We start from the raw sequence: 25,917 nt of genomic DNA, 5'->3' as shown, positions 1-25,917 counted from the left end.
TTATATGATGTGACAGCGCTGAAAGGGGAAGAACGATGATCTATTTTGATAATAGTGCGACGACGAAACCATATCCAGAAGTCCTTCAATCTTACGTAACGGTTGCAGGAAAATATTTTGGGAATCCTTCTTCTATTCATTCGCTCGGGGGAGAAGCGGAGCGTTTATTAATACAATCGAGAACGATTGCAGCAGGGCTTCTTCATGTTAAGCCTTCCGAGATTATTTTCACATCGGGTGGAACGGAAGGGAATAACCTTGCGATTAAAGGAATAGCGATGAAGAACCGCTCTCGTGGTAAGCATATTATTACAACAAATATTGAACACGCGTCTGTGTTTGAAGCATATAAACAATTAGAAGGGCTCGGCTTTGATGTTACCTATTTACCTGTAAACGAACATGGTATTGTATCAGTAGAAAATGTAAAACGAGCGCTTCGTGAGGATACAATCCTTGTTTCAATGATCCATGTGAATAATGAAACAGGGGCGATTCAACCTGTTTCTGAAGTTGGTGAATTGCTAGCGAACTATCCAAAAATAAGATTCCATGTGGATCATGTACAAGGAATTGGAAAAGTACCACTTGATTTATATGCTTCTCATATTGATCTTTGTTCGATATCTGGACATAAATTTCATAGCGTAAAGGGAACAGGACTTTTATATGTACGCGATGGTGTAAGATTAGATCCGATTTTATCAGGTGGTCAGCAGGAGCTGCGTTATCGCTCGGGTACAGAGAACCTACCTGGTATTGTTGCGATGGTAAAGGCACTACGTATGACAATGGAACATATGAGAGAAAAGAGTGACCACTTACAGAAATTGCAAGCAGAACTCGTACGTTTCTTAGAGGGAATGGAAGATGTAACAATTAATACATCGCTTGCGTATGCTGCGCCGCATATTTTAAATGTATCATTCGTTGGGTTGAAACCAGAAGTAGTGGTTCATGCTCTAGAAGAACGTGACGTATATGTATCAACCAAATCAGCTTGTTCCTCAAAAGCAAATGAAGTGAGTCGTGTGTTAGTATCAATGGGAATACCGCATGCTGCAGCAGCGAGTGCGATTCGCATTAGTTTAGCACCTGAAAATACGATGGAAGAAGTAACACAATTTGAAGAAATTATAAAAGAAACATTGCAAAAATTATATGAAGTGATGAGGTAAAGAAATATGATGACATATGAATATATTTTAGTTCGTTATGGAGAAATGACGACAAAAGGAAAAAACCGTTCTAAGTTTGTAAACACGTTAAAAGATAACGTTAAATTTAAATTAAAGAAATTCCCAAATATCAAAATCGATGCAACACACGACCGCATGTACATTCAGTTAAATGGTGAAGATCATGAGGCGATTGCAGAGAGATTGAAAGATGTATTTGGTATTCATAAGTTTAACTTAGCAATGAAAGTACCGTCAGAATTAGAAGACATTAAAAAAGGAGCGCTTGCTGCTTTCTTACAAGTAAAAGGCGATGTTAAAACATTTAAAATTACAGTACACCGTTCTTATAAACACTTCCCGATGCAGACGATGGAGTTGCTTCCGGAGATTGGCGGCTATATTTTAGATAATACAGAAGACATTACAGTAGATGTTCATAATCCAGATGTAAATGTTCGTGTAGAAATTCGCAGCGGTTATAGCTATATTATGTGTGATGAGCGCATGGGAGCTGGCGGATTACCAGTTGGCGTTGGCGGAAAAGTAATGGTACTTCTTTCTGGTGGGATCGATAGCCCAGTAGCTGCTTTCTTAACAATGAAGCGCGGTGTATCAGTGGAGGCAGTTCACTTCCATAGTCCGCCATTCACAAGTGAGCGTGCGAAGCAAAAAGTAATTGATTTAGCACAAGAGTTAACAAAGTATTGTAAACGTGTGACGCTTCACCTTGTTCCGTTTACTGAAGTGCAAAAAACAATTAATAAGGAAATTCCATCTAGTTATTCTATGACAGTTATGCGCCGTATGATGATGCGTATTACAGAACGTATTGCAGAGGAGCGTAATGCACTTGCGATAACAACGGGTGAAAGTCTTGGACAAGTAGCGAGCCAAACGTTAGATAGTATGCATACGATTAATGAGGTTACAAACTATCCAGTAATTCGTCCGCTTATTACGATGGATAAACTAGAAATTATTAAAGTTGCAAATGCAATTGGAACATATGATATTTCGATTCGTCCGTATGAAGACTGCTGTACAGTATTCACACCAGCAAGTCCATCGACAAAACCGAAGCGTGAAAAAGCAAATCGCTTTGAATCAAAATATGACTTTACATCACTTATTGAAGAAGCTGTTGCTAATACAGAAAAGATGGTATTACAAACAGTAGAAGTGAGCGAAGAAGAACAATTTGAAGATCTTTTCTAAAACCATAAATTACCATCATTAGATATGTATGAAGTCCTATGGTTTATCACACTCTATACTCACAAGGAGGTGATACCATATGGCAAGCACAAACAAATTAGCAGTGTCTGGTGCTCAAGCAGCATTAGATCAAATGAAATACGAAATCGCTCAAGAGTTTGGTGTTCAACTTGGAGCTGATTCAACATCTCGCGCTAACGGATCTGTTGGTGGCGAAATTACAAAACGTCTAGTTTCACTAGCTGAACAACAATTAGGCGGTTTCCATAAATAATTCCATATATGATGGCTTAGAAGGAGCGGGTTTCTCGCTCCTTCTTTTTTATGTCGACAGATCACTAAAAAATTTGTCAAAAGAAGTAGGTTTAAAATTTACTGAAAATTCTTTATTATATAAGGGAGGCATAGATAAAGGAGGATGAGATTATGAATAGAGAAGAATTGTTAGCACCAATGTCTTATAACTTAGTTGCGGAGATAGAAAAATATACAAATGAAAAAGAGAAGCTGGCTTTAATTTGGCAAGATGACGAAGGGAATAGGCGAGAGGTTACATACCTTGAATTAATACAAGGTGCGAATAAAATTGGAAACGCTTTTATAAAGAGTGGTTTGCAAAAAGGGGATAAGCTTCTCATTATGATGCCACGCTTAATTGAGGCGTATATGACGTACATTGCGGCAATTAAAGCAGGGTTTGTGGTCATTCCAAGTTCAGAAATGCTTCGGAAAAAAGATATTGAATATCGTTTACGGCATGGAGAAGTAAAGGCAATTGTCAGTTATGAACCGTATATCGAACAATTTGAAGATGTAGAGATGATGGAGTCCCTTCGAAAATTTGTACTGAGCGAGCAGTCAGTAGATGGTTGGATTAATTTAAAAGATGCGTTAGAAACAGAAAGTGATGAATTAGAAATCGCAAAGACAGACCGAGAAGATATGGTCTTTTTATCCTATACATCAGGGACGACAGGGAATCCAAAGGGCGTTGTACATACACACGCTTGGGCATATGCACATTTGCGTACAAGCGCTCCGAATTGGCTTGGAATAGAGGAGAATGATGTTGTATGGGCAACGGCAAGTCCAGGATGGCAAAAATGGATTTGGAGCCCGTTTTTAGCAACACTCGGTTCAGGCGCAACAGGATTTGTATATCACGGTAAATTCGAACCGGAAACATATTTGCAATTATTAGATGATAATAAAGTGAATGTGCTTTGCTGTACGCCGACAGAATATCGTTTAATGGCAAAAGTAGAGAACTTACAGCAATATAATTTAACAGCTTTACATAGTGCTGTATCTGCAGGAGAGCCACTGAACCGAGAGGTAATAGAAACATTTCAAAATCATTTTAACGTTACAGTCAGGGATGGGTATGGACAAACAGAAAATACGTTGCTCGTTGGCGTTATGAAAGGAATGGAAATTAAGCCAGGATCAATGGGAAAACCGACGCCAGGTAATCATGTAGATATTGTAAATGAAGAAGGACAACCTGTATCTGTAGGAGAAGTCGGTGATATTGCTGTTCATATTGAAACGCCAGCACTTTTTAAACAATACTATAAAGATGATGAGCGGACAGCAATGCAATTTCGCGGTGATTATTATATTACAGGTGATAAAGCGAAAAAAGACGAAGAAGGCTATTTTTGGTTCGAGGGGCGCGGGGATGATATTATCATTAGCTCTGGCTATACAATTGGACCATTTGAAGTTGAAGATGCACTTGTGAAACATCCGTATGTAAGAGAGTGTGCTGTTGTGGCAAGTCCAGATGAAATTCGCGGAAGTGTCGTAAAGGCATTTATCGTTTTAAGAGAAAATGTACAAGAAAAAGAAGACACACTGATTCCTTTACTTCAAGAACATGTTAAAGAATTAACAGCACCATATAAATACCCTCGCAAAATTGAATTTGTAGACGAACTACCAAAAACAATTTCCGGAAAAATTAGACGCGTCGAACTTAGAAAACAAGAAATGGGATTAGGGCTAAAGTAAGAAAGAATAGAATTAGATTGTTGCAAGTACATGTAAGATTATGATATTATTAACAGGAACGTATGTTCTGTTTGTAGTGTGAAATGACTACTAAAAAATTGGAAAAAGAGGTGCCTTTTATGATTTTAGGTATTAATCCGTATTTAGTTTTGGATGGTAATGGACAAGAAGCAGTGAAGTTTTATGAACATGCATTGGATGCAAAAGTTGAAGTCATTCAGACTTTTGGAGAAATGCCTGAAAATCCAGAATTCACTGTTCCAGATGAAGTGAAAGACCGCGTTTTACATGCACATTTAAAAGTCGGTAATACGGACCTTATGATTTCTGATACATTCCCAGGACAACCGTACCAAATTGGATCACAAGTAACTGTAGCTATTAGAATAAGTGATGCAGAAAAAGCAAAAGAAGTATTTGAGAAATTACAAGATGGCGGTCAAGTAATCATGCCAATCCAAGAAACTTTCTGGAGCCCGGCGTATGGGCAAGTAAAAGATAAATTTAATGTAGAATGGCAAGTTTCAACAGTTCCAGCTGATCATAATTAATTTTTGGAAAAGCACCATGTTACGTAAAGTGGTGCTTTTTTTCTACGTTTTAATTTCGTAGACTAAAAAGAAAAGGGGATGAGAAGATGGGAGAGATTTGGCACGGCGGAAATATTTACACGATGAAGGAAGAGAATGAGAAAGTAGAAGCTGTTTATATAGAAGATGGGATGATTATAGGTGTAGGGGATAAAAAGGGCTTAGAGAGTCGTTATCAGCCTGAGAAGATACACAATTTAGAAGGAAGAACGATGATACCAGGTCTTGTTGATAGCCATATGCATCTTATTGGGCATGGAGAACGACTGCTCCGTTTAGACTTATCCGCTTGTACGTCTTATAAGGAAATGATTGAGCTTGTAGCTGAACGAGTGAAAGAAACAAGATTAGGTACATGGATTATTGGCGAAGGCTGGAATGAAAATAATTTCACAGATACCAAAAGCGTCCACGTTCGTGATTTAGATGCCATTTCTAAGGAGCATCCCATTTTATTAAAGCGTGTTTGTCGTCATGTGACATGGGTGAATTCTTACATACTCGAAAAAGTAAATATAACAGCGGAAACGTCAGACCCAAAAGGTGGAAAGATTGGGCGTGGAGTATCCGGAGAACTAACAGGCCTGTTGTATGAACAAGCGCAAGAATTAATTAAGCATGTCCAGCCGGAAATTGATGAAGCTTATTTGCAAAGAGCGCTACAAACAGCCATTCAAGATTGCTGGAAATATGGATTAGTAGGTGGGCATACAGAAGACTTAAATTATTACGGTGGTTTTCAAAAAACGTATAATGCATTTTTACACGTAATAAAGGAAATGCCTTTTAAAGCACATTTACTCGTTCATCATGAAGTGGCTGATGAACGAAAAGAATATGAAAATGAGCATTATATTGAATTTGGAGCGATGAAGATTTTTTCTGATGGTTCTTTTGGCGGACGAACAGCACTATTAAGCGAGCCATATGAAGATGCGAAGGGAACAAATGGAGTAGCTATTTTTTCTCGTGAAGAGCTCGCGGGATTAGTGAAGAAAGCACGTAATTTACGGATGCCAGTTGCGATTCATACAATCGGTGATTTATCCCTTGAATATGTAATTGATGCACTGGAGTTATATCCTCCGGCAGAGGGACTGCGTGATCGTATTATTCATTGTCAGCTTGCTCGTGAAGATTTAATTGAACGTATGAAGAACTTACAAGTGATCATTGATATTCAACCAGTATTTGTCTCATCTGATTTTCCCTCAGTCATTGAAAAGTTAGGGGAGCATCGTCTTCAGTATGCCTATGCATGGAAAACATTACTCGGCGTGGGATTACATTGTTGCGGTGGATCAGACGCGCCAATTGAACAAGTAAATCCGTTTTTAGGAATCTATAGTGCAGTCACGCGGCGAAGTTTTATTGATGGAACATGTTACATACCTGAAGAGAGATTAACGGTATATGAAGCAGTTTCCTTATTTACGACTGGAAGTGCTTATGCGATTGGTAAGGAAAATAAGCGTGGTAAAATTGTTAAAGGATATGAAGCTGATTTTACTATCATGGACCGTGACATATTTGAAGTTGAAGCAGAGGAAATAAAGGATATTCAAGTTACTGTAACTATAATAGATGGTCGAATTGTATATCAGAAATAATATTGGTGTTTCGACACAAGATATGAATGTTTCTGCAAAAAAACGACATGTAAATCATGAAAAAAGAGTGCTGGGAACCCCCTCAGCACTCTTTTTTCTATAAAAATGTTCTCTGTACTTTTTCCCAGAACGAATTATTTTTTAGTTTTACTGTTTTAATTTGTTTATCACTTAAGCGAACAACTGCTTTTTCAACTTGTTTAATGCTAAGTGCTTCGTTATCCATTCCCATAACAGGATAATCATTACCGTCCGGAGTAAGCTTTAATGTTAATGTTCGTTCATGATTTAAGATGAACGGTGATCCAAGTGTACGGTATGTGTTGTTATTTAAAGAAGCAAGTTCGCTTATTTGGAAGCATGGAATTAATGGGTCAACAACTGCACCATGCAATGACTTATTATAAGCTGTACTTCCTGTCGGTGTAGAAATAACTAGACCGTCTCCTCTAAATGTCTCGAAATATAAATCATCAACATGCACATCCACTACAAATGTTTTAATGATACTAGAGCGTAAAGAAAACTCATTTAAACAATGGAAAGATGTATCTTGATCAACATCTATTTGGATTGTTGGATATTTTCGCACTTCAATTTCATTTTGTGTAATTTCTTGAAGGGCTGTATCGACATGGTCAATATGGAAATCGCAGTAGAAAGAAATTTCATCTTTCGTAGAAACTCCTGCATATAAGCAATCTTCCCTGAAGCCTGTTTTACGAACGGCTTGTAAGAAGGTGCCGTCATCTCCAACACTGACGATAGCGTTTGCATTTTTTGGATGATCTAATATGGTAAATCCATTGTCCTCTAAAATACGATATATTGGCTTCATTTTTTCGACAAGCGTAGCTTTGTCATCACCATAAAAGAAAAATAAATTGCGACGATCTGCCATTGTGTATCCCTCCATTGCAGTCAAATTTAGCGTTGTGCTCCATTAGAAAAAATTCTGATGGTATGCTCAAATAATATATTTCGATATAAAATGTCAAAATCCCTCTTTATTTTTAGAAAAATTCCTATATTCAATTTCATTGCGGATTGTTTAATCCTGTTTGAACCTGTCGATAATGGATATGGAGTGAAAGGATGGTACGTATGAAATGGCTTGTAATTGGAATTGGCATTTTTCTCTTGCTCATTTTATTTATACTATTGTCGAAACTATCGCTTAAAGTGACGTTTTTATATTCAGAAATGGAGAAACAATGTTTATTTCAAGTGAAAATATGGATGATTGGATATACATTTGATGTGCTGGAAAGAATTGAAAAACAGCAAAAAAAGACTGGACAAAAAATCGAAAAGGCAGAGAAAGATGGCGGTATGGAAAATAAAATCATGGCGCAGCTTGATAGCATCGGGGAACTGATAAAAAAGCTTCAAGAGATCCATACTATTATTAAAGGTTTTCTTAAAAAAGTGAAAATCAATAGCTGGAAATGGCATTCGCAAATTGGAACGGGTGATGCAGCTAGTACCGGAATTGTCACTGGATATGCATGGGGGATAAAAGGAATGGCAGCCGGGGTCTTGGGACAATATACGCATGTTATTGATATACCGGAATTTGAGATTACACCTGTGTTTCAAGGGAAGGGATTTGCATCGAAAGGTGAATTAACAGCCTCCTTTCGTATATATCGTGCCGTAACAACAGGAGTGAAATTACTTTTGTTTATGAGAAAACAAAGATCTGGTATAACAGAAAAATCTGTACAAGCATAGGGGGATAAAATGGACCATCCAATTCAAGGTTTAATGACAACTGCAATGCAGCATTTAAAACAAATGACTGATGTAAATACAATTATTGGCGACCCAATTAAAGCAGCTGACGGAAGCGTCATTTTAACAGTTTCTAAAGTAAGTTTTGGGTTTGCTGCTGGTGGGAGCGAATTTGGAAAAGTAGAGAGCTCTGGTCGTCATCCATTTGGAGGCGGGAGTGGTGGCGGTATTTCAATTAACCCTGTCGCTTTTCTCGTTATAAATGGACAAGGCGTAAAAGTGTTACATTTAGATCAACAGACACATGTGATTGATAAGATCATTGAGTTAGCACCACAAGCTGTTGATAAAGTGAAGGAAATGATGGAGAAGCGAAAAGGCGATGAACCAGAATTTGAAATCTAACAGCGAAAAGAAGCTAATCGATTGATTAGCTTCTTTATTTTTTTTGTAAATAAAGCGATTTTGTTTGCATTCTGTATAGGGACAAACTATCATTTACAGTGTACATATTTTGTTTAAATAAGGGAGGATTTTCAAGTGGCAAACGTAACTTTTAAAGGTAACCCAATCACTTTAGTTGGAACAGAAGTTAAAGTTGGCGATCAAGCGCCAAACTTCCAAGTGTTAGCAAATGACTTATCTCCAGTAAGTTTAGAAACATACAAAGGTGAAGTAAAATTAATTAGTGTTGTACCATCTATCGATACAGGTGTATGCGATGCACAAACTCGTCGTTTTAACCAAGATGCAGCTGGTATTGAGAACGCAAAAGTACTAACAATTAGTGTGGACTTACCATTCGCTCAAAAACGCTGGTGTGCAGCAAACGGCTTAGAAAACGTAGCAACACTTTCTGATCACCGTGACCTTTCATTCGGTGAAGCTTACGGCGTAGTAATGAAAGAGCTTCGTTTACTTGCTCGTGCAGTATTCGTAGTAGACAGCAACGACAAAGTAGTTTACGTAGAATACGTAAGTGAAGGTACGAGCCATCCAAATTATGAAGCAGCATTAGAAGCAGCAAAAGCTGCGAAGTAATGAAGACGATCTCTTATAGAGGTCGTTTTTTCTTGTCAGGCGTGTTGTATATTGTCGAACGGTCGATATATTTGAAAAAGCGTCGATATAATTTAGCGGTCTCATGACATAGAGGCTGCTTTTTCTTTTGGGAAAAAATTAGATTACCCCGCATTAACGGGCAGTAAATCTCCTACCTTAAGGTGCAGTAACACAAAGAAGCTAGTTGGGAGATAAACTGCCCGTAAATGCCCGATTGGTGAGGGCTAATAATCAGTGGGGATGAAGAAACCTCCCCACTGATTAAAGTTTCACTTTATGGTATGATATAAGTTATGTGTAATTGACAGAAGGAGGAGTGTATGTGAGTCAGACAGTAGAAACATTATTTTCTATTTTTGATTCTTCTACCGTAATTTTACGTAAAGAATTAGATGTAACATATTTAGAAGCGCTTGTGGAAACAGGGGATAACCTGTTTGAAGGAGCGGTTCTGCAAGAGGGATTATCTGAATCAACAATTGAACGGTTGAATCGTGAATATAGTAAGTTTAATGAAGAAAAATATAAAAGCGAGGAACTTCGCAAAGCATTTCAGCTTGCCATTTTAAAAGGAATGAAAGATGGCATACAAGCCAATCATGAAATGACGCCTGATGCAGTTGGGATGTTTATGAACTACTTGTTCCAGAAATTTATGAAGGGTCAAAAAGAAATCACGGTGTTAGATCCTGCTATTGGAACAGGAAACTTAATGACAACAATCTTTAATGGTGCTCAAGAAGGGACAACGATAAGTGGATTTGGTGTAGAAGTGGATGACTTACTCGTTAGACTTGCTTTAGTGAATGCAAATTTACAAAAGCAAGCAATTGAGTTCTTTAATCAAGATGGGTTAGCGCCGCTATATATTGATCCAGTTGATGTGGTTGTTTGTGATTTACCAATCGGGTTTTATCCAAACGAAATCGGTGCAAGTGAATATACTTTAAAAGCAGATGAAGGAATGTCTTATGCACACCATCTTTTTATTGAACAAAGTGTAAAACATACAAAAGAAGGTGGCTATTTATTCTTCTTAGTACCAAACTTCATCTTTGAAAGTGATCAAGCACCAAAACTACATGCTTTTATTAAAGAAACAAGCTATATTCAAGGATTATTACAGCTTCCTGTTTCCATGTTTAAAAACGAGAAAAATGCAAAAAGTATATTTGTTCTCCAAAAGAAAGGTCCAAATGTAGTGATGCCAAAACAAGCGTTATTAGTGGAATTACCTAAGTTTTCCAATATGAAAGCAATGGAGAATATGATGGCTCAATTGAACAGTTGGTTTGCAACTCATAAATCGTAATGTGTGTAACAGAATTATTCTTAGATATAGTACAGTTTTGTATTGTGCGTAATAATTTTAAATATATACAAGATAAAACTGAATTTTTTTGAAATCTGTAATATATATTTTTTCTTGGTGTTACAATTTTTTCACTTGAAATATATGTCGTACGATGTTTAAATTAAATTCGTGAGTATAAAATTTACTGGGGATGAAACGTTTTCATCTTTGGTACATTTAATCAGATAAAATCGAGCGGTTTGTGGTCTTATCCACACAACTACCAAGAGAAAAAAGGGGCGAAAGACTAGATGTCAAAAATCATCGCGATTAATGCAGGAAGCTCTTCCTTGAAATTCCAATTATTTGAAATGCCAAGTGAAACAGTACTAACAAAAGGTTTAGTAGAACGTATCGGTTTAGAAGATAGTATCTTCACAATTACTGTGAACGGTGAAAAACAAACAGAAGTAACAAGTATACCAGATCATGGAGTAGCAGTTAATATATTACTTAACAAATTAACTGAAAACGGAATCGTAAAATCTCTTGATGAGATTAGCGGTATCGGTCACCGCGTTGTACACGGCGGTGAAAAATTTGATGATTCTGCTTTAATTACTGACGAAGTATTAGCGGAAATTGAAAATTTAAGCGAATTAGCACCACTTCATAATCCAGCACACGTTGTTGGTATTAAAGCGTTCCAAGCAGTACTTCCGAACGTACCAGCAGTTGCAGTATTCGATACAGCATTCCATCAAACAATGCCGGAAGAATCTTTCTTATACAGCTTACCATATGAATACTATGAGAAATACGGCATCCGTAAATACGGTTTCCACGGAACTTCTCATAAATATGTAACACAGCGTGCAGCTGAATTATTAGGTCGTCCACTTGAAAGCTTACGTTTACTTTCTTGCCACTTAGGTAACGGTGCAAGTATTGCAGCTGTAGAAGGTGGAAAATCTATTGATACTTCTATGGGCTTCACTCCACTTGCTGGTGTAACAATGGGTACACGTTCTGGTAACCTTGACCCTGCGTTAATTCCATACATCATGCAAAAAACAGGACAATCTGTAGAAGAAGTTCTGAACGTATTAAACAAGAAAAGTGGTATGCTAGGCCTTTCTGGATTCTCTAGTGACTTACGTGACATCGAACAAGCGGAAAAAGAAGGAAACCACCGTGCAGAAGTAGCGTTAGATGTATTCGTAGAGCGTATTCATAAATATATCGGTTCTTATGCAGCTCGTATGAAAGGTGTAGACGCAATCATCTTTACAGCTGGTATTGGAGAAAACAGTGCTCTAATTCGTGAGCGTGTATTAGAAGGCCTTGAGTTTATGGGAGTATACTTCGATCCAAAACGTAACAACATTCATGGCGAAGAAGCATTCATCAGCTTCCCACACTCTCCAGTAAAAATTATCGTAATTCCAACTGACGAAGAAGTTATGATTGCTCGTGACGTATTACGTCTTGGAAACCTTGGTTAATATATGTAAAAAAGACGGGATCCTATAGGATTCCGTCTTTTCTTTTTGTGGCAACAAATTTCGTTAGTCCATTTGGATACAATACTTTTTCTTGATTCAGAAATGCTGTAATCGGAATCCACGTCGCATATGTATTGGGTTCTCCGTCTATAATAGGAATTGTTTTGATCTCATAAAGCGATGTATCTACAAAATGAAGAGAATACAATTGAATGATCTCATGGCCGATTTCTTCGTTTGCGTAAAAGATATTTTCAAGACATCCTAAGTAAGTTGTAATTTCTACTTGTTCATTAAGTTCTTCCTTAAATTCACGAATCACTGTTTCATCTGATTTCTCTCCAAATTCAATAGAACCGCCGAGTGGTCTGTAATACGCTTCACTTTCCGTAAGATACTCTTGAACGAGAATTGGTTCGTTGTGAAGTACAATTCCAAATGCCTTTGCGCGTGGGTACATATAGTAACCTCCCATGTACTGGATAAATATATGTTTAGCTTATCAGATTTACAAAGAAAAACCGGAAATATGTTACAATAGAAAAAAATTGAGCGAGGTGGTTGTTACGATGCGATCAAAGCGAGAACAAGCCATTTTACAAGATGTTAAAAATTGGGAAATTAAATTATTAGAACAGGAGCCTACCGATTTTCAAAAGGTATTTGATAAGTGGTTGCATAGTACTGTTGCAAAGTTTCCTGAGAAAAAGCGAAAAGAGTTTTTTGCGAAAGTAGACGGATGGTTATTCCATCTCCATGCATTGATTCAAAGTTTACAATCACAGCTTGATGCAAGAAATCGTATTTTAGGAACAGCACGGTTGTTTGATGAATCGGTTGAGCAGCTGGAAGAATTGAAAGCATTATCCATTGATCAATTAACATACATAGCAGAGCAGCAGACGGCGCGTCATCGTTTATATTCTTTCGTACAGGGAGGTACAACCGGAGTAGGTGGTTTGTTATTATTAACAGCTGACTTTCCTGTCATGATTGCATTAAATGTAAAGGCGGTTCAGCTTATTGCAACATCGTTTGGTCATGATGTGAACAAGCCTTATGAAATGATGCTCGCATTAAAGGTATTCCATGCGGCATTGTTACCAACAAGGCTCCAGCAATATGCTTGGTATAACTTACTTCAAGAACTAGAACAAGAAGATTCGTTCTTTTATGAAGGAGAAGAAGAAGTATTAAAACCAGCTTCTACAGAAGTTGTGTTAAAACAAATTTTGAAGACTTTTTCTATTTATGCGCTTCGCCATAAACTATTTCAAGGCATTCCTGTGTTAGGAATTGCAATTGGTTCTACGGTGAATTATCGTTTAACACGGAATGTAACAGAGTTTGCAAACAGGTTTTATCAAGTGCGTTACATAGTAGAAAAAGAAAAAAGAGCATAAAAAAGCGAGAGGCCGGAGCCTTTCGCTTTTTAGTTTGTTGCATGTTGTTTTGACATTGGAATAGATACTGTTTTCTTTTCTTTTGCTGGATAATAAATTAAATCGAGCGTCTTTGCCTGTAGGGCAATTGAAAGAATAGTAAAAGCAATTTCTGTCCAAGTTAAATAATATAATGAAAGTGCAAGCACGATCGCATCAAAGACGAAGAAAATCTGACCAATTGTAAAGCGAGTTCTTTTACTTAGTACAATTGTTAAAATATCGTCGCCGCCGGTTGCACCACCAAATCGCAATATAAAACCGAGTCCAATACCAGCTAGCACACCGCCCAATACTGCGGCTATCCATAAATGATTTGATAAATCTACCGTGAATGGAGAATAGTTTTCCATTAAAGAATAAAACACTCCGAATGAAATTGAACCCATAAATGAATAACCAACCATCTTTTTACCTAAAAATGTAGCGCATAGTAAAATGATCGGGATATCCATCAATACAGTTGAAATTGACGGTGAAATATCAAAAAAGTTTTGTATAAATAGCGCGATTCCTACAAAGCCACCTTCTGTTAAGTGGTTTTGAAAATGAATGTGATATAGTGCTGCAGATAGGATAAATGAACCGATTAAAACCATAAAAATTTCTTTAATAATTTGTCGACTTTGGATGTTCCTCATCGTTATTCCTTCTTTCCGTAGTTAGTAGTTCTTTTCGTCTTGTAAACTAACTACGAGCCTTATAGCTTTCAGTTAGTTTACATCAAACTAACTACGCTATATATCGCTGAAGAAATAACGAATAATCCTCTCGTCCATCAATTCTCCCTACTTTCGTTTTAGTTTAAGCCTAAAAACGACTAAACAAAACGTGGAGTAGGATTTGTTATTTAGCAATCCTGCCCTCTTCTTTGTTTTGTTTAGCAATGATCAATGCGACTTAAACAAAACGCTATGTGTAAGAAGAGTCTTTTCGTTGCCAAATTATCCTTCGGGCAATCATAATTTCCCCACTCTCGTATTTTTTTCGCTAGACTAAAGGATCTGAGCTGAAAAAGTACGCTACGTGTAAGATTCGTCAATTCGATGCCACATGCTCCTTCGAGCGATCATGATATCTAAATCCTTTCTGTAAAAGATTTTATATTATTATATCATACTTTCAAAAAATGTATGCGGATGGAAACCGACAATAACCGGAGAAAAACTACAGAATTTGTCGGTTTACAAGAAGCATGCTGTTATTCTTAAATGTTTTTGTAGGATAGTCCTAGTTGTTTAGAAATTGGAAAATGGTTCTAAGGGTTTGTCCAATAAGTGATGGAAAGAATCATTGAAGTTTAATCGTCCATTTTTAGGGTATCATCTTTCTCTTTGAAGAAAGCATCCCAACTAATGACACTAAGAAGAGTTAAAATGATAATAAATAAAGCCTTCATAAGATTCTACCTCCGTTAGAGTAGTGTTTTTCTTACAAACTTTTTTCATTAGTATATGAAAAAGAGGACATGAAATGTGAATTTTTCACAAAAGTAAATCTTTATGAGATGATATTAATATAGGTTGATGGAGGGGGAGAATATAGCATGTTCAAAGATACGTTTAAAAGAAAAGAATTGAAGTGTTCTGCTTGCCAGAGAAAGATTCAATATGAAGAAGAACTTGTTGCTTTTATAAAGTTACCGAAAGAACGGAACTTGTTAGTTGGACCGTTTGATGTATGCTTGGCTAAATCAGCACAAGAAGTATATTGCAAAGCTTGTTATAAAAAATGAAATGAAACGTATTTCTGCGTAAGCAGGAAGGATTTTTTGTAGCGATATCATATTTTAGTAGTTTTTCCTATATACCCCAATTATAATTAGAAATGTAATTTACTACAGGGGGTAATATCGTTCACAATGAAAAAGATTTTTTTGATTATCTCATCGTTACTATTAATTTTAACAGCTTGTAGTACAGATGGGTTTGTCTCATCTAACTATGAGCACATTGAAACAATGGAAAATGATTTAGGTGATAGTGCTCAGGTCTACACAGTGGAAAACAAAACTGTAAAAGAAGTGGCGCAAGAAATTATTGCTAATGAAAAGCCAAAGTATGTTTCGAAAGAAAGTGATACAGAAATGTTTATTCTGTATCCTGAAAGTTCCAATGAAGAATTTATCCAAATCACTCAGGATCCAATAAATTCAAATCATACAGTTGTTGAGGTAGCAAATGAAGATTTTGCTGAAAATAGTTATGATTTCTCTTTACTTGAAACAATGGGTGTATTAGGTGTTGCTGCTACGCTTTATGGTTGGAATAAAGCAGATTTTGATAATAAGAAAAAAAGAAGTGGTTACAGAGGATACGTAAGTGCTTTTAGCAATAATCCTGCTAATTTCCAAGAGGAAGAAGGCTCGAGTTCTTCAGGATCTGGCGGTAGAGGCTTTTCAGTGAACATTGAAAAAAAATCATCAGAGAGCGGCTCCATACGAAGCGGGAGTACAGTTCGTGGCGGTGGCCCAGGAACAGGGAAATAGGGGGATATGGTTTATGTTTAATGAAATTTTAGATGTACAAGAAGTATTACATACGCTTCTTTATTTTGTTGTTTTATTCGGTGTAACAATCATTTGTATGTTTATTTTTGAAATGATTACACCGTATAATGATCGAGAGCAGTTACTAAAAGGAAATAAAGCTGTTGCCATTCAGTTTTTCGGAAAAATAATAGGGATTACGTTAATTATGAAATCAGCTATTGCTACGAATGATTCTCTTCTTGGTGCGGCAATTTGGGGTGTTATTGGTTTTGTACTTATGCTAATTGGTTATTTTATCTTTGAGTTTCTCACTCCGCGCTTTCGTGTTGATAAAGAAATTGAAAGTGGAAATGTTGCGGTAGGAATTATCGCTGCAAGTATTTCCTTAGCAATAGCATTAATAACATCGGGAGCTATTTCGTAGAAGAACTTGCCAGCGCAGGTTCTTTTTTCTATGAAACAATGAAAATATATTTTATTCTGATTAAATGAAAAGAGTTTATCTCGTTTTATCGGACGGTAAGTGTCTCACCTCAATATTCAGAGAGAGCGAGGAATATAGGTGGAAGACAACTGCCCGTTAAAGCCTGATTAGAGCGGACTCTCCATCAGCAGGGCCTTCACTGGTGGAAGTTCTACTTTATTAAAGGAGTGCAGGTATGACAGAAAAGGAAAAATCGATTCAGAAAAGAAGAATCTTCACTTCATCAGGGATTGTATCAATTTGTGGCATTGTATATCAGGTTTTATATGGAGCGGCAGGTGGATATTTGTTTGGGGATTCTACGCTTTTTTATTGTTTAACGATAGGGCTCTTTTTAAGTGGCATGGGTATTGGAGCAATGCATAGTGAAAAATTTCATCGTCACTTATTATCGACGTTTATTGTAACAGAATACCTTATTGCCATTATTGGTGGATTTTCTATTTTTATGGTTTTCTTTATGCAAGCTCACTTTGGTGACGGGACAGCTAAAATTATCTTATATTCCATTATTGTTGTCACAGGTTATTTAACTGGTTTAGAATTACCGCTTTTAATTCGGAAATCAGAAGAAATTAATGCTGATTTAAAGGAATCTACTGCAAAAGTGCTTTTCTTTGATTATGCGGGCAGTTTAATCGGAACCGTGACGTTTGCTTTATTATTGAGACCAATGTTAGGTCTTATTAAGACAGCCTTTTTCATTGCGCTCATCAATATCCTTGTTGCGGTATGGTTAAGCTTTGTTTTTAAAAAAGAAATGAATCATGTTTACTTACGAGTTACTGGCATGATTTTAACGATTATAATAGCACTTGGTTTTCTGTTTGGAGAAAGATATGCGTATACATTAGAAAATAAGTTATATCGAGATCCGGTTGTATTAAAAAAGCAAACAAAATACCAAAAAATTATTATGACGAAAGGCCCTGGAGATGTACGGTTATATCAAAACGGACAGCTGCAATTCTCAGAGGCTGATGAACATAGATACCATGAAGCTTTAGTACATATTCCGATGTCTCTCGCTCCTAAAAAACAAAATGTTTTAGTATTAGGCGGGGGAGATGGTTTAGCGACGAGAGAGATTTTAAAATACAAAGAGGTAAAAAGAATTACTTTAGTTGATTTAGATCCAGAGATGATTAAGCTAGCTAAAGAAAATCCTCATTTACTACGATTAAATCAAAATTCATTTCGTTCTAGTAAAATGAATTTTGTTAATGATGATGCATTCAACTTTTTAAAACAAACGAATGATTTTTATGATGTAATCATCATTGATTTACCCGATCCCAATAATGAGGCACTGAATAAACTTTACACATGGGAATTTTACAGTCTTGTTAGAAATCATTTATCTCAGGAAGGATTTGTTTCCATCCAATCTACGTCACCAGTATTTGCAACAGAAGCTTTTTGGACAATTAGTAAGACAGTAAAATCTACAGGACTATATGCAAAAAATTATCATTTAGATATCCCTTCATTTGGAAATTGGGGATTTACAATTGCGTCTAGAGAACAATTTAAAATAAATAGTATGAAGCTTACTGTAGATACGGAATATTTGGCAGAAGAAATGATTCCATCTCTATTTCAATTTGGGAAAGATGAAGATGAGATAATCACAAAGAATGGGGAGGTAATTGAATTACCGGTTAACCGTTTGAATGAGCCCAATTTATTAGACCTATATGAAAAGGGATGGAATTACTATTAAAAAAGCATCTATTTGTAGATGCTTTTTTATTTGGCTTATTATTGATGCGCTTTCCCCTCAGATACATTTTGAGTAAGGCGATACCAAAGCCATAAATCGTTAATGATGGAGGCAAGATCAGCGATTTCAGAATTGAGGCTACAGGAAATTTGAAAGTTTTCTTCGTTATTTAAACGATGTTGTTTTTGATTAATATGATATTCAAGTTCTTTTATACGATCAGGTATTTTTCCGCGAATTTGTTCCCACTTTAATAAAATAGCATGCTGCATTTTTTCAGGGATATCTTCCCATTCTACTTGTAAGTCAGGTACTTCTATTCCTAGGTGTTCATCGTATATAAAATATTGTTCCATATAGACACCCCCATTTTCTGTTTCCATTGTATCGAAAAAAAGAAAGAAGTTCGATGGAATTGTTAGAATTTTTTTTGCTAATATCCCTTGATTCATTTTGTGAAAGGTGTTAAAGTTTGAATTAATATTAATAATAATGAATATTTATTCTTTAGGGGGATATGAAAATGGAGAAGAAAAAAGTTGTTCTAGCATATTCCGGAGGTCTTGATACTTCCGTTGCAATTAAATGGTTACAAGAGAAAAATTATGATATCATTGCACTTTGTTTAGATTTAGGGGAAGGTAAAGATTTAGAGTTTGTAAAAGAAAAAGCACTTTCAGTAGGTGCAATTAAATCTTATATGATTGATGTGCAAGAAGAATTTGCGAATGAATATGCATTGATGGCTCTGCAAGGTCATACGTTATACGAAGGAAAATATCCACTTGTTTCGGCACTATCGCGTCCATTAATTGCAAAAAAACTAGTAGAAATTGCGGAGCAAGAAGGAGCAAGTGCTGTTGCACATGGATGTACAGGAAAAGGGAACGACCAAGTTCGTTTTGAAGTTTCTATTCAAGCATTAAATCCATATTTAGAAGTGATTGCGCCGGTACGTGAATGGAAATGGTCACGTGAAGAAGAAATTGCGTATGCAAAAGAAAATGATGTACCGATTCCAATCAATTTAGATAGTCCGTTTTCCATTGACCAAAACTTATGGGGACGTAGTAATGAATGTGGAATTTTAGAAGATCCATGGGCAGCACCCCCAGAAGATGCATATGAAATGACATTAGCACTAGAAGATACACCGAATAAACCAGAGTTTGTAGAAATTGGTTTTGAAGCAGGTGTACCAACGACGTTGAATGGTACGGCTTATTCACTTTCAGAACTGATTAAAACATTAAACTCCCTCGCTGGAAAGCATGGGGTTGGACGTATCGACCATGTAGAAAATCGTCTTGTTGGGATTAAATCACGTGAAGTGTATGAATGCCCAGCGGCAATGACATTACTTACAGCGCATAAAGAATTAGAAGATTTAACACTTGTAAAAGAAGTCGCTCATTTTAAGCCGATGATTGAACAAAAATTAACAGAATTAATTTATAACGGTTTATGGTTCTCACCTTTAAAACAAGCACTTGCTGCTTTCTTACAAGAAACACAAAAATCCGTAACAGGCACAGTACGTGTGAAATTGTTTAAAGGTCATGCAATTGTAGAAGGACGTAAATCAGAATACTCTCTATATGATGAAAAATTAGCGACATATACAGTGGATGATGAATTTAACCATGATGCAGCAGTTGGCTTTATTTCTTTATTTGGTCTTCCAACAAAAGTATACAGCCAAGTGAATCAGAAGAAGGTGGAAGCGTGAGCAAACTTTGGGGTGGTCGTTTTACAGCAGAAGCAGAAGAATGGGTCGAGGAGTTTGGAGCTTCCATCTCCTTTGACCAGCAATTAGCGAATCAAGATATTGAAGGTAGTATTGCGCATGTTACGATGCTGGCGAAACAGGGAATTGTAACAAAAGAAGAAGCAGAGAAAATAAAAGAAGGTTTACAACATTTACTAGATGAAGCAAAAGAAAATAAGCTTGCGTTTTCTGTCCAAGCTGAGGATATTCATTTAAATATTGAAAAGATGTTAATTGAAAAAATCGGTGAAGTAGGAGGCAAGCTTCATACAGGCCGAAGTCGTAACGATCAAGTTGCTACAGATATGCACTTATATTTAAAGGAAAAAGTGCAGGCCATCATAAAGGCTGCGAAGAAGTTGCAGAAGGTTCTTGTTCATCAAGCAGAAGAGAATATTGAAACGATTATGCCGGGATATACACATTTACAACGTGCACAGCCAATTTCATTCGCTCATCATGTGCTTGCATACTTTTGGATGCTAGAGCGCGATGTAAATCGTTATGAAGATTCACTGGGACGCATTAATATTTCTCCGCTTGGCGCAGGTGCTCTTGCAGGGACGACATTTTCGATTGACCGTGCGTATAGCGCAGAGATTCTCGGTTTTGAAGGAATCTATGAAAATAGCTTAGATGCGGTAAGTGACCGTGATTTCATATTAGAGTTTCTTAGCAATTCATCCATATTAATGATGCATTTATCTCGCTTTTGTGAAGAGCTCATTTTATGGAGCAGTCAGGAGTTTCAATTTATTGAAATGAGCGATCAATATGCAACAGGAAGCAGCATTATGCCGCAAAAGAAAAATCCTGATATGGCCGAGCTCATCCGTGGTAAAACAGGAAGAGTATACGGCAACCTATTTAGTTTATTAACGGTAATGAAAGGGTTACCGCTTGCTTATAATAAAGATTTGCAAGAAGACAAAGAAGGTATGTTTGATACAGTTAAAACAGTAGAAGGCTGCCTGCATATTATGGCTGGCATGCTCGAAACGATGACTGTAAATAAAGAAAAAATGGGGCAAGCCGTAAAACAAGACTTCTCTAATGCAACAGAAATTGCTGATTACTTAGCAAGCAAAGGGCTTCCATTCCGTCAGGCACATGAAATTGTCGGAAAGCTTGTTCTTCATTGCACACAAAAAGGAATTTATTTATTAGATGTACCGCTAGAAACATATCAAGAGATGAGTCCGTTATTTGAAGAGGATTTATATGAAGTTCTTTCTCCTTATGCAGCAGTGAAACGTCGTAATAGTGCAGGTGGAACAGGGTTCGAACAAATTCAAAAAGCGCTGGAAAAAGCGAAGTTGCTAGTGGGAGAGACCGTAAATTTATAAGGATGAGAGGATACTAAGTTCCATACAGGAACCAAGTATCCTCTTTTTTATTATATTTCCACTAGCAAAAGATATAAGTATGCTAACGGAAAAAAGGAGTTTCGTAATCTTAGGTTGAAATTTGGATAGATGAAAAATTTAGTAATGCAAGGAGCGTCCATTATGCCAACTTATTAAAGAGTTTACTTCAAAGGAAATTCAAAAAGAATAGAGAGGTAATACTCTATGTTATCTATAAAAGATATTGAATTACAGATAGAAGAACAAGTGCAGAATAAAGCAGTGTTTGTAGATGAAGATCAGTACTATCCTTGTTTTCCTATCACCTCTTCCATATTTTATGCAGGAGAATACGGACTTCTTCGGTTTACAAAGAATTTAGATGAAACTTCAGTCTTATCTATTCAAGATGCCTGGCATTTGGAATATGTAGGAGAAGAAGTAAAGATAAAGTGAAACTTAAACTTAAATCAGTGGGGGATTCAGCCCTCACTGATTTAGTGCTTTTATACTTCAATACTACGTGCATGCATCGTTTTATAGATATTTTCAATGATTAAAAAATGATGGTTCTCATGTATCGCTAAAAGTTGAATGGCTTGAATTAGGTTTGGATACTTAGCGATTGGATCCAAAAATACAATGTGCCCCGCGATATTTTCTTCTATATTCTGAACGCATACTTTGATTGCATTTGTTTCGTTCACTAGCAATCGTTCTAGTTCTTTACCATCCATAGAATAATAGATTTTTTTTGATGGTACTAAAATCCAAGGAGCTTTCATTCCTTTACCGTTTTTTTCTTTGTATTCTGCATAGATGTCATGTATTTCAGTTGCAAACGGGGCATTTCTTCTTATCTTGGCATAGGGAAGAAGTGTGAAAGAAAACTTAATGGAAGTTTTTAGCATTTTTGTAATTAAGTATAGGTGGTAGAGATGTTCCCCAATCGACCATTTCCCATTTTCATTTCGATGCCATAGTTCTTCTTGCGGAAGTGATTGTAGTTTAGGGAGAAATTGAGATCTTTGCTGATGTAATGTATGGAAATGTTTTGCGATACTTTCAGATTTCATTTATTAGACTCCTCCATTCTATTACACGCCAAATCTTCAAGCGTATGAAAGGTGATGCTTCAGCGATACAGTGAGATGAATTTATGTATTCATTCTGATTTTCCTAATTATACCATTAGTGTGGCTGTTTTGTGTTTCAGAAGGGGAATCTATGCTAAAACAACTCTTCATCTGGAATAGTATGTTTGAAAATCTAAGTTTACCGCATCGCCATCAACGTAAGAAAAAGGAGAGCGCATGATACGATGTACTCTCCTTTTATTTTTTAGAAAACATGTTCATATAAAGCTTGCTTGTCAATCTGGAAATACTATGGCAGTATATAAGGAACATCCCTATTTCTTGTGAATTTCAAGTTCGTAATTGTTATGTTTACGAGGATATAAGAAAGGGAATTGAAAGTAATTTTTATAATGGAGGAAATAAAAAAGTATGCAAAACTTACCAAACTGCCCGAAATGTAATTCAGAATATACTTATGAAGATGGAAGTCTTTTTGTTTGTCCAGAGTGTGCTCATGAGTGGGCTTTAGAATCAGAAACTGAAAACAGTGAAGGTAAAAAGGTTGTTAAAGATGCAAATGGAAATATTTTAAATGATGGTGATGCTGTAACAGTAATCAAAGACCTGAAAGTAAAAGGAACTTCATCAGTTATAAAAATAGGTACAAAAGTAAAGAGTATCCGTTTAGTTGATGGAGATCATGATATTGATTGTAAAATTGACGGTTTTGGAGCAATGAAATTAAAATCTGAATTTGTTAAAAAGGCATAAAGATAATCATATAAAAGTGATTGAAAAGACGTTCAGTAAGGTGATTTTGTCACGTAATGAGCGTTTTTTTATTATGAAAAAAGAGGATATACGTTTGTATATCCTCTAATAAGTGTAATGTTATGTCATTTTTCCTTATTCATATTTATGTCTGTTTTCTGTAATACGAATATACTCAATATCCATCAAATCACGGAGGAGTGCACCATGGCTCAGCTCAACGCCATGTTTTTCTTTAAAATGCGAACAGATCGTATCGAGCATTTCCAGCTCTTCATCATTTACATCTAAAATAATTCGTTCGTGATCTCCCATGTAGTAGCCCTCGTTTCGTTTTTTCTTAGCGTAACCGAAATTTCCTTATTGTATAACAATACCTGTATTTTATATGTTAACATTTCGTTATTAGGACATTAAAAAAGAAGGGAAGATGAAGTTGTTTTATAGGTTTGTTATTATTTTATATACGGCTATTATACTTAAATATGCTTTTCCTGCCATTGTTACTTTACAATATATAAAACCTACGTATATCGCCCTATTTATTTTTTGTATACTTGTAATGGATTGTTGTATTTCACTCTGGATATATAGAAAAAAGCAGAAACAAAATGAACAAGAGAGGCAACGGACAAAGCGAAAAAAAACGTTTTGGATGATGACATATGTTTTTGTTTTTCCAATAGTTCTGAGTTTTGTAAGTGAACGTATAGCGGAAAAGGGATTCGATTTAAAGCTTGGAGCAACAATGTTTTTCTATTATTTCTTTTTTCACTTTATTCCTTATATGAGTGAAAAGAATGGGGAAGATGAGGATCCTTTTGAAAAAGATATAAAGGAACAAGAGGATAGAATAATAGAAGAAGAAATGGAGCAACTTGCTAAACAAAAATGGTATTTCAATTCAACACTTATCTTCATTCTTTGTTTGGTTACACCACCAATTGGTTATTTATATGTAGTTCTTTTACGAAAAAAAATGACATACTATGCGAAAATGAGTTATTTGACACTTGCAACCATTACAATGGGATTATGGGCAATGAAGTTTTTACCGTCATCCTTATATGCAATTGTCATAGTCTGTATAGCATGTTTTATATTTATTGGAAAATACATAAAATAAAAAAACACCAAGTCTGCATAAGACTTGGTGTTTTCGTTATTTATTAAATGTCACCTTGCTCTTCTTCACCACGAACAACAAGGACATCGCATTTTGCATAGCGAATAATATGTTCAGAGACGCTACCGATTAAGAATCGTTCTACAGCGTTTAAACCAGTTGCACCACACATAATTAAATCTACTTTTTGTTTTGGAGCAATTTCTTTTGAGATTTTAGATTTTGGATTACCGAATTCTAATACAGTTTCTACTTTTTCAAGGCCAGCTTCAGTTGCAGTCTTTTTGTAGTCTTCTAATAAATCTTCTGCAAAGAGATTTGCACGCTCAGCGATTGCGCGGCTATATGCCTCTACAGCAGAGTATGCTTTTACATCAACGATATGAGCGATTGTTAATATTGCGTTGTTGCGCTTTGCGACTTGAATTGCTTTTTTAAAGGCTTTTTCTGCTTCTTTGGAACCGTCCACTGCAATTAAAATATTTGTATATGTATTATTCATAGTAGATTCCTCCCAATTCGTTTTTATAAGCTTTTACAACTTAATTATAAAACAAAATATGGTAACGTGCTTGCCAGAAACGTTACAGAATTTTGAAAACTCTGTTCTAATTCTTTTTAGTTGTAATTGTAGGGAGAACTTGTTACATATGAAGTATAGCAATTTAAAAGGAGGCATGTTTGTGAGACACGCGCTCATTACGGCCGGTACGAAAGGTTTAGGAAAGCAAGTAACAGAGAATTTATTAGCTAAAGGATATTCAGTAACTGTAACATATCATAGCGATATGAGTGCTGTAGAAACAATGAAAGAAAAGTATAAAAATATAGAAGAACGTCTACAGTTTGTGCAAGCAGATGTCACGAAAAAAGAAGATTTACATAAAATAGTAGAAGAAGCAATTAGCCGTTTTGGCAAAATTGATTTTTTGATTAATAATGCAGGTCCTTATGTGTTTGAACGTAAAAAGTTAATTGATTACGAAGAAGATGAATGGAATGAAATGATACAAGGGAATTTAACAGCAGTGTTCCGTTTATTAAAACTTGTCGTTCCCATTATGAGGAAGCAGCATTTTGGTCGCATTATCAATTACGGATTTCAAGGGGCAGATAGTGCACCTGGCTGGATGTACCGTTCTGCATTTGCGGCTGCAAAGGTAGGACTTGTTTCGTTAACGAAAACAATTGCCTATGAAGAAGCGGAATATGGCATTACAGCGAATATGGTTTGTCCAGGAGATATTATTGGTGAAATGAAAGAGGCGACAATTCAGCAGGCGCGTACGATGAAAGACATTAGAACACCAATTGGTAGATCTGGAACAGGTGAAGATATTGCTCGAACAATTTCGTTTCTATGTGAAGAAGATTCCGATATGATTACAGGCACAATTATAGAAGTAACAGGGGCAGTTGATGTTATTCACCGATATCGACAAAAATAGATAAAGTGAAACTTCCATCATTGGGGAGCTTTATC

General features: G+C 36.1%; 29 protein-coding genes. 22 read left to right on the top strand and 7 right to left on the bottom strand.

The window, feature by feature from the left end; genetic code table 11:
* Positions 1-35 precede the first annotated feature (35 nt).
* The 6 genes from NSQ40_RS23590 (at position 36) to NSQ40_RS23565 (ending at position 6,609) form a co-directional block, all read left to right on the top strand.
* The gene (locus NSQ40_RS23590; RefSeq protein ID WP_098158892.1) at positions 36-1,178 is read left to right on the top strand and encodes a cysteine desulfurase family protein; all 1,143 of its coding nucleotides are present in this window, start codon (positions 36-38) and stop codon (positions 1,176-1,178) included.
* 6 nt (positions 1,179-1,184) lie between these two features.
* Entirely contained in the window at positions 1,185-2,396 is a 1,212-nt protein-coding gene (thiI, locus tag NSQ40_RS23585; RefSeq protein WP_003208697.1) for a tRNA uracil 4-sulfurtransferase ThiI, read from the top strand.
* A gap of 79 nt (positions 2,397-2,475) precedes the next feature.
* Positions 2,476-2,670, top strand: coding sequence for a small, acid-soluble spore protein, alpha/beta type (locus NSQ40_RS23580; protein WP_000168892.1), 195 nt, complete (start codon positions 2,476-2,478; stop codon positions 2,668-2,670).
* 152 nt (positions 2,671-2,822) lie between these two features.
* Positions 2,823-4,409, top strand: a complete 1,587-nt coding sequence (gene mbcS / locus NSQ40_RS23575) for an acyl-CoA synthetase MbcS (protein ID WP_003201019.1) — start codon at positions 2,823-2,825, stop codon at positions 4,407-4,409.
* A gap of 119 nt (positions 4,410-4,528) precedes the next feature.
* Positions 4,529-4,960, top strand: a complete 432-nt coding sequence (locus NSQ40_RS23570; protein WP_018781595.1) for a VOC family protein — start codon at positions 4,529-4,531, stop codon at positions 4,958-4,960.
* 86 nt (positions 4,961-5,046) lie between these two features.
* Entirely contained in the window at positions 5,047-6,609 is a 1,563-nt protein-coding gene (locus NSQ40_RS23565; protein WP_003201024.1) for an amidohydrolase, read from the top strand.
* Positions 6,610-6,706: 97 nt separating this feature from the next.
* On the opposite strand, the gene NSQ40_RS23560 is transcribed toward NSQ40_RS23565, so the two are convergent.
* Positions 6,707-7,510, bottom strand: a complete 804-nt coding sequence (locus NSQ40_RS23560) for an NAD kinase (RefSeq protein ID WP_018781597.1) — start codon at positions 7,508-7,510, stop codon at positions 6,707-6,709.
* 194 nt (positions 7,511-7,704) lie between these two features.
* On the opposite strand from NSQ40_RS23560, the gene NSQ40_RS23555 reads away from it, so the two are divergent.
* The 5 genes from NSQ40_RS23555 to NSQ40_RS23535 all read left to right on the top strand — a co-directional run bounded on the left by NSQ40_RS23555 (position 7,705) and on the right by NSQ40_RS23535 (position 12,204).
* Positions 7,705-8,343, top strand: a complete 639-nt coding sequence (locus NSQ40_RS23555) for a DUF2953 domain-containing protein (protein WP_003201028.1) — start codon at positions 7,705-7,707, stop codon at positions 8,341-8,343.
* Positions 8,344-8,352: 9 nt separating this feature from the next.
* Positions 8,353-8,748, top strand: coding sequence for a GerW family sporulation protein (gene ytfJ, locus NSQ40_RS23550; RefSeq protein ID WP_003201031.1), 396 nt, complete (start codon positions 8,353-8,355; stop codon positions 8,746-8,748).
* Between the two features lie 135 nt (positions 8,749-8,883).
* A complete protein-coding gene (tpx, locus tag NSQ40_RS23545) occupies positions 8,884-9,384 on the top strand; it encodes a thiol peroxidase (RefSeq protein ID WP_003201032.1) in 501 nt (166 codons plus the stop codon).
* A 343-nt stretch (positions 9,385-9,727) separates the two neighbouring features.
* Positions 9,728-10,717, top strand: coding sequence for a class I SAM-dependent methyltransferase (locus NSQ40_RS23540; protein WP_018781599.1), 990 nt, complete (start codon positions 9,728-9,730; stop codon positions 10,715-10,717).
* A 293-nt stretch (positions 10,718-11,010) separates the two neighbouring features.
* Complete coding sequence (locus tag NSQ40_RS23535) at positions 11,011-12,204, top strand: acetate kinase (RefSeq protein WP_003201037.1); 1,194 nt, start codon at positions 11,011-11,013, stop codon at positions 12,202-12,204.
* 22 nt (positions 12,205-12,226) lie between these two features.
* Here the strand turns inward: NSQ40_RS23535 and NSQ40_RS23530 are convergent, their stop codons facing one another.
* Entirely contained in the window at positions 12,227-12,664 is a 438-nt protein-coding gene (locus tag NSQ40_RS23530) for an NUDIX hydrolase (protein ID WP_098158893.1), read from the bottom strand.
* Between the two features lie 109 nt (positions 12,665-12,773).
* Here NSQ40_RS23530 and NSQ40_RS23525 point away from each other — a divergent pair, with 109 nt between their 5' ends.
* Positions 12,774-13,607: an EcsC family protein gene (locus tag NSQ40_RS23525; protein WP_098158894.1), complete on the top strand. Its 834-nt coding sequence runs from the start codon at positions 12,774-12,776 to the stop codon at positions 13,605-13,607.
* Positions 13,608-13,636: 29 nt separating this feature from the next.
* Here the strand turns inward: NSQ40_RS23525 and NSQ40_RS23520 are convergent, their stop codons facing one another.
* A complete protein-coding gene (locus tag NSQ40_RS23520; protein ID WP_003201042.1) occupies positions 13,637-14,287 on the bottom strand; it encodes a YitT family protein in 651 nt (216 codons plus the stop codon).
* 905 nt (positions 14,288-15,192) lie between these two features.
* On the opposite strand from NSQ40_RS23520, the gene NSQ40_RS23515 reads away from it, so the two are divergent.
* The 4 genes from NSQ40_RS23515 to NSQ40_RS23500 all read left to right on the top strand — a co-directional run bounded on the left by NSQ40_RS23515 (position 15,193) and on the right by NSQ40_RS23500 (position 18,344).
* The gene (locus NSQ40_RS23515; protein WP_003201044.1) at positions 15,193-15,381 is read left to right on the top strand and encodes a hypothetical protein; all 189 of its coding nucleotides are present in this window, start codon (positions 15,193-15,195) and stop codon (positions 15,379-15,381) included.
* A 126-nt stretch (positions 15,382-15,507) separates the two neighbouring features.
* A complete protein-coding gene (locus NSQ40_RS23510) occupies positions 15,508-16,134 on the top strand; it encodes a DUF4247 domain-containing protein (protein ID WP_003208702.1) in 627 nt (208 codons plus the stop codon).
* Positions 16,135-16,147: 13 nt separating this feature from the next.
* A complete protein-coding gene (locus NSQ40_RS23505) occupies positions 16,148-16,561 on the top strand; it encodes a DUF350 domain-containing protein (protein ID WP_003201048.1) in 414 nt (137 codons plus the stop codon).
* Positions 16,562-16,796: 235 nt separating this feature from the next.
* Positions 16,797-18,344, top strand: coding sequence for a polyamine aminopropyltransferase (locus NSQ40_RS23500; protein WP_003201050.1), 1,548 nt, complete (start codon positions 16,797-16,799; stop codon positions 18,342-18,344).
* Between the two features lie 38 nt (positions 18,345-18,382).
* On the opposite strand, the gene NSQ40_RS23495 is transcribed toward NSQ40_RS23500, so the two are convergent.
* Complete coding sequence (locus tag NSQ40_RS23495) at positions 18,383-18,700, bottom strand: hypothetical protein (protein WP_033796460.1); 318 nt, start codon at positions 18,698-18,700, stop codon at positions 18,383-18,385.
* 167 nt (positions 18,701-18,867) lie between these two features.
* Between NSQ40_RS23495 and NSQ40_RS23490 the strand changes: the two genes are divergently transcribed.
* The 3 genes from NSQ40_RS23490 (at position 18,868) to NSQ40_RS23480 (ending at position 21,914) form a co-directional block, all read left to right on the top strand.
* A complete protein-coding gene (locus NSQ40_RS23490) occupies positions 18,868-20,073 on the top strand; it encodes an argininosuccinate synthase (protein ID WP_033796461.1) in 1,206 nt (401 codons plus the stop codon).
* The gene (gene argH, locus NSQ40_RS23485) at positions 20,070-21,458 is read left to right on the top strand and encodes an argininosuccinate lyase (protein ID WP_033796462.1); all 1,389 of its coding nucleotides are present in this window, start codon (positions 20,070-20,072) and stop codon (positions 21,456-21,458) included. The genes NSQ40_RS23490 and argH overlap by 4 nt, the downstream gene beginning before the upstream one ends.
* A gap of 225 nt (positions 21,459-21,683) precedes the next feature.
* Entirely contained in the window at positions 21,684-21,914 is a 231-nt protein-coding gene (locus NSQ40_RS23480; protein WP_003201060.1) for a hypothetical protein, read from the top strand.
* 50 nt (positions 21,915-21,964) lie between these two features.
* Here NSQ40_RS23480 and NSQ40_RS23475 read toward each other — a convergent pair whose 3' ends face one another.
* Positions 21,965-22,534 (bottom strand): DinB family protein, encoded by a 570-nt coding sequence (locus NSQ40_RS23475; RefSeq protein ID WP_003201062.1) that lies wholly within the window; start codon positions 22,532-22,534, stop codon positions 21,965-21,967.
* A 432-nt stretch (positions 22,535-22,966) separates the two neighbouring features.
* Here NSQ40_RS23475 and NSQ40_RS23470 point away from each other — a divergent pair, with 432 nt between their 5' ends.
* On the top strand, positions 22,967-23,308 hold the full coding sequence (locus tag NSQ40_RS23470) for a zinc ribbon domain-containing protein YjdM (protein WP_003201064.1): 342 nt from the start codon (positions 22,967-22,969) through the stop codon (positions 23,306-23,308).
* A gap of 135 nt (positions 23,309-23,443) precedes the next feature.
* Here the strand turns inward: NSQ40_RS23470 and NSQ40_RS23465 are convergent, their stop codons facing one another.
* Complete coding sequence (locus NSQ40_RS23465; protein ID WP_000502255.1) at positions 23,444-23,623, bottom strand: hypothetical protein; 180 nt, start codon at positions 23,621-23,623, stop codon at positions 23,444-23,446.
* A gap of 115 nt (positions 23,624-23,738) precedes the next feature.
* On the opposite strand from NSQ40_RS23465, the gene NSQ40_RS23460 reads away from it, so the two are divergent.
* The gene (locus tag NSQ40_RS23460; protein WP_003201066.1) at positions 23,739-24,434 is read left to right on the top strand and encodes a hypothetical protein; all 696 of its coding nucleotides are present in this window, start codon (positions 23,739-23,741) and stop codon (positions 24,432-24,434) included.
* A 43-nt stretch (positions 24,435-24,477) separates the two neighbouring features.
* On the opposite strand, the gene NSQ40_RS23455 is transcribed toward NSQ40_RS23460, so the two are convergent.
* Positions 24,478-24,936, bottom strand: a complete 459-nt coding sequence (locus tag NSQ40_RS23455; RefSeq protein ID WP_003201067.1) for a universal stress protein — start codon at positions 24,934-24,936, stop codon at positions 24,478-24,480.
* Positions 24,937-25,084: 148 nt separating this feature from the next.
* Between NSQ40_RS23455 and NSQ40_RS23450 the strand changes: the two genes are divergently transcribed.
* Positions 25,085-25,882, top strand: coding sequence for an SDR family oxidoreductase (locus tag NSQ40_RS23450; protein WP_003208709.1), 798 nt, complete (start codon positions 25,085-25,087; stop codon positions 25,880-25,882).
* The last annotated feature ends 35 nt before the right edge of the window (positions 25,883-25,917 follow it).

This window comes from Bacillus sp. FSL K6-6038 (assembly GCF_038050455.1).
Taxonomy (GTDB): Bacteria; Bacillota; Bacilli; order Bacillales; family Bacillaceae_G; genus Bacillus_A; species Bacillus_A pseudomycoides.
This window is presented reverse-complemented; position numbering and strand designations above follow the sequence as displayed.

Excerpts from the sequence above, each read along its gene's own strand:
- NSQ40_RS23590 (WP_098158892.1), top strand. The coding sequence starts at position 36 with ATGATCTATTTTGATAATAGTGCGACGACGAAACCATATCCAGAAGTC.
- thiI (WP_003208697.1), top strand. The coding sequence starts at position 1,185 with ATGATGACATATGAATATATTTTAGTTCGTTATGGAGAAATGACGACA.
- NSQ40_RS23580 (WP_000168892.1), top strand. The coding sequence starts at position 2,476 with ATGGCAAGCACAAACAAATTAGCAGTGTCTGGTGCTCAAGCAGCATTA.
- mbcS (WP_003201019.1), top strand. The coding sequence starts at position 2,823 with ATGAATAGAGAAGAATTGTTAGCACCAATGTCTTATAACTTAGTTGCG.
- NSQ40_RS23570 (WP_018781595.1), top strand. The coding sequence starts at position 4,529 with ATGATTTTAGGTATTAATCCGTATTTAGTTTTGGATGGTAATGGACAA.
- NSQ40_RS23565 (WP_003201024.1), top strand. The coding sequence starts at position 5,047 with ATGGGAGAGATTTGGCACGGCGGAAATATTTACACGATGAAGGAAGAG.
- NSQ40_RS23560 (WP_018781597.1), bottom strand. The coding sequence starts at position 7,510 with ATGGCAGATCGTCGCAATTTATTTTTCTTTTATGGTGATGACAAAGCT.
- NSQ40_RS23555 (WP_003201028.1), top strand. The coding sequence starts at position 7,705 with ATGGTACGTATGAAATGGCTTGTAATTGGAATTGGCATTTTTCTCTTG.
- ytfJ (WP_003201031.1), top strand. The coding sequence starts at position 8,353 with ATGGACCATCCAATTCAAGGTTTAATGACAACTGCAATGCAGCATTTA.
- NSQ40_RS23535 (WP_003201037.1), top strand. The coding sequence starts at position 11,011 with ATGTCAAAAATCATCGCGATTAATGCAGGAAGCTCTTCCTTGAAATTC.
- NSQ40_RS23530 (WP_098158893.1), bottom strand. The coding sequence starts at position 12,664 with ATGTACCCACGCGCAAAGGCATTTGGAATTGTACTTCACAACGAACCA.
- NSQ40_RS23525 (WP_098158894.1), top strand. The coding sequence starts at position 12,774 with ATGCGATCAAAGCGAGAACAAGCCATTTTACAAGATGTTAAAAATTGG.
- NSQ40_RS23520 (WP_003201042.1), bottom strand. The coding sequence starts at position 14,287 with ATGAGGAACATCCAAAGTCGACAAATTATTAAAGAAATTTTTATGGTT.
- NSQ40_RS23515 (WP_003201044.1), top strand. The coding sequence starts at position 15,193 with ATGTTCAAAGATACGTTTAAAAGAAAAGAATTGAAGTGTTCTGCTTGC.
- NSQ40_RS23510 (WP_003208702.1), top strand. The coding sequence starts at position 15,508 with ATGAAAAAGATTTTTTTGATTATCTCATCGTTACTATTAATTTTAACA.
- NSQ40_RS23505 (WP_003201048.1), top strand. The coding sequence starts at position 16,148 with ATGTTTAATGAAATTTTAGATGTACAAGAAGTATTACATACGCTTCTT.
- NSQ40_RS23500 (WP_003201050.1), top strand. The coding sequence starts at position 16,797 with ATGACAGAAAAGGAAAAATCGATTCAGAAAAGAAGAATCTTCACTTCA.
- NSQ40_RS23495 (WP_033796460.1), bottom strand. The coding sequence starts at position 18,700 with ATGGAACAATATTTTATATACGATGAACACCTAGGAATAGAAGTACCT.
- NSQ40_RS23490 (WP_033796461.1), top strand. The coding sequence starts at position 18,868 with ATGGAGAAGAAAAAAGTTGTTCTAGCATATTCCGGAGGTCTTGATACT.
- NSQ40_RS23480 (WP_003201060.1), top strand. The coding sequence starts at position 21,684 with ATGTTATCTATAAAAGATATTGAATTACAGATAGAAGAACAAGTGCAG.
- NSQ40_RS23475 (WP_003201062.1), bottom strand. The coding sequence starts at position 22,534 with ATGAAATCTGAAAGTATCGCAAAACATTTCCATACATTACATCAGCAA.
- NSQ40_RS23470 (WP_003201064.1), top strand. The coding sequence starts at position 22,967 with ATGCAAAACTTACCAAACTGCCCGAAATGTAATTCAGAATATACTTAT.
- NSQ40_RS23465 (WP_000502255.1), bottom strand. The coding sequence starts at position 23,623 with ATGGGAGATCACGAACGAATTATTTTAGATGTAAATGATGAAGAGCTG.
- NSQ40_RS23460 (WP_003201066.1), top strand. The coding sequence starts at position 23,739 with ATGAAGTTGTTTTATAGGTTTGTTATTATTTTATATACGGCTATTATA.
- NSQ40_RS23455 (WP_003201067.1), bottom strand. The coding sequence starts at position 24,936 with ATGAATAATACATATACAAATATTTTAATTGCAGTGGACGGTTCCAAA.
- NSQ40_RS23450 (WP_003208709.1), top strand. The coding sequence starts at position 25,085 with ATGAAGTATAGCAATTTAAAAGGAGGCATGTTTGTGAGACACGCGCTC.